Raw genomic sequence first — 1,959 nt, 5'->3', positions numbered from 1 at the left:
CTGCTACGAGCGTGCCACGCCTCGACCACCGGTTCGATGCGCGGAGTGATGTGGATGACGGAGCTGGGGAAGCAGTGCGCGGGGAGCTCGGTGAAGATGAGGCGGACGGCCTCCGCGTCGGCCTCGGTGGCCACGGCCACGTGTGGGCGCACGATGAGGTCGGTGAGGTGCGGCGGCTGGTCCAAGCCACACACCACGCGGGCCACCGCGGAGCTTTGGTAGAAGAGCACGCGCACGTCCGCCTCCCGCGCGTGTTCCAGGAACGCCAGCAGGGTGCGTCCCTCCACCGCGCCCACGAGCAGGGCCTCCGGGGACCAGGGGCCCACGGCCACCGCTTCCTGTCCGGTCAGCGGCTGGCCAATGGGCACGGGCGGCGCACGGTCGCTCGTCAGCACGGCGCCGCGCGCTCCCTGCCAATAGAGGCGCGTTTCGTACTCAGTGATGGTCACATTCGTCACGAGCTCACCTCCGCCGAAGCCTGAGCAGGCAGTGCCTCTTCAACGCGCATGCCGCGCGACTGCTTCTTCCGGGACGCCGCGTTCGTACCGGGGTGCCGAGCAGGCGGGAAGAGAAACTCATGGCAATCCAAAGAGGCGCAACACGGCGGGTCCCGAGAGGCTCACCAGCAGACAACCGCCCAACATCAGGGGAACCCCCAATCTCATCAACTCGGAGGAGGCCAGTCCTTCTCCCACCGCCATCGCGTTGGGCGGGGTGCTGATGACGAAGGGCATGCCCAGCGAGCAGCCCAGGGCCACGAGGATCGGCGTCGACGCGGCGGGATGCAGCTGCGTGGCCAGGGGGATGAGGAGCGCCGCGGTCCCGGTGTTGCTCATCAGCGCGGACAGCACCGCCGCCGCGACCACCAAGACCCCCAGCTGCACCGGCACCGGCCAGCCCGCGAGGTCCGCGCTGGCCAGCGCGCGAGTGATGAGCCCGGAGTGTTCCAGCAGCCGGCCCAGGGCGATGCCGCCGGCGATGAGCAGCAGCGTGGCCCAGTCCAACCGGCCCAGGTCCTCGCGCTTCAGCAGGCCGCTGCCGAAGAGCAGCGCGGTGGCGGCCAGCGCCACCACGGGCGCGGGGACCCCGTGGAGCGGCTCCGACAGCCAGGCCACCACGCACGCCGCGCTCACCCAGAGCACGCGGCGTCCCGAGCGCGCCAGGGACACGGGCGCCTCGGTGGGCAGCGTCAGGCTGCCGCCCACGCGGAAGCGCAGCAGCACCAGTCCGAAGCCCACCAGCAGCAGGAGCAGCGTGAGCGGCAGGGCGAAGGACATCCACTTCGCGAAGGTGACTTGCGCATGCCCGGAAGCGGCGGAGACGGCGAGCGCATTGGGACCGCTGCCCACGGGCGTGGCGATGCCGCCGACGTTGGCGCCCAGGGCCACGCCCAGCAGCAGCGCGGGCCGCAGCGGCGCGCCCGCGGGCATCGCCTGGAGCAGGGGACGAAGCGCGGCCAGCATCATCGCCGCCGCGGCCACGTTGGACATCCACATGGAGAGGAAGGCCACGCCCGCCATCACCCACAACACCAGCCGCCGCGGCCGTCCACCCGACAGCCGCATCACGTGCCGCGCCACCGAGGCGTCCAGGCCGTGCCGCATGGCGGCCACTTCCAGCGTGAAGCCACCCAGGAACAGGATGAGCACCGGGTCCGCGCACCACGCGAGCACCGACGGCAACTGATAGGCACGGTCCAGCGGCCCCAGGAGGACGGGCGTGGCGCCCAGCAGCAGCAGCGTGGGCACGAAGGACGGCACCACCTCCGTCAGCCAGAGCACCAGACACGCACCGCCGATGAGCACCGTGCGCGTGGCCACCGGCCCCTCGACGCCGAGGAGCGCCACCAGCGCCACCCCCGCGAGCCCGGCCAGCGCGAACGCATGCCGGGACGCGGAGACGCCGGGTGGAGTCGCGGAGAGGGGGGCCTCGGCGGAGGCCGCTTCGGCCAGGGGATTG

2 protein-coding genes are annotated in these 1,959 nt (G+C 72.2%); both read right to left on the bottom strand.

Features of this window, described 5'->3' with window-relative positions:
• The coding region (locus tag G4D87_RS37135; RefSeq protein WP_163787496.1) for an OsmC family protein at positions 1-458 on the bottom strand (458 nt) is incomplete at its 3' end.
• 117 nt (positions 459-575) lie between these two features.
• Positions 576-1,952 carry an SLC13 family permease gene (locus G4D87_RS37130; RefSeq protein ID WP_163787497.1) on the bottom strand — a complete coding sequence of 459 codons (1,377 nt, stop codon included), beginning with the start codon at positions 1,950-1,952 and terminating at the stop codon, positions 576-578.
• Between the last annotated feature and the right edge of the window lie 7 nt (positions 1,953-1,959).

Origin of the sequence: Myxococcus vastator (assembly GCF_010894475.1) — a bacterium.
In the GTDB taxonomy this organism is placed as follows: domain Bacteria; phylum Myxococcota; class Myxococcia; order Myxococcales; family Myxococcaceae; genus Myxococcus; species Myxococcus vastator.
The sequence above is the reverse complement of the archived record's forward strand: the minus strand, read 5'-3'. Positions and strand labels throughout refer to the sequence as shown.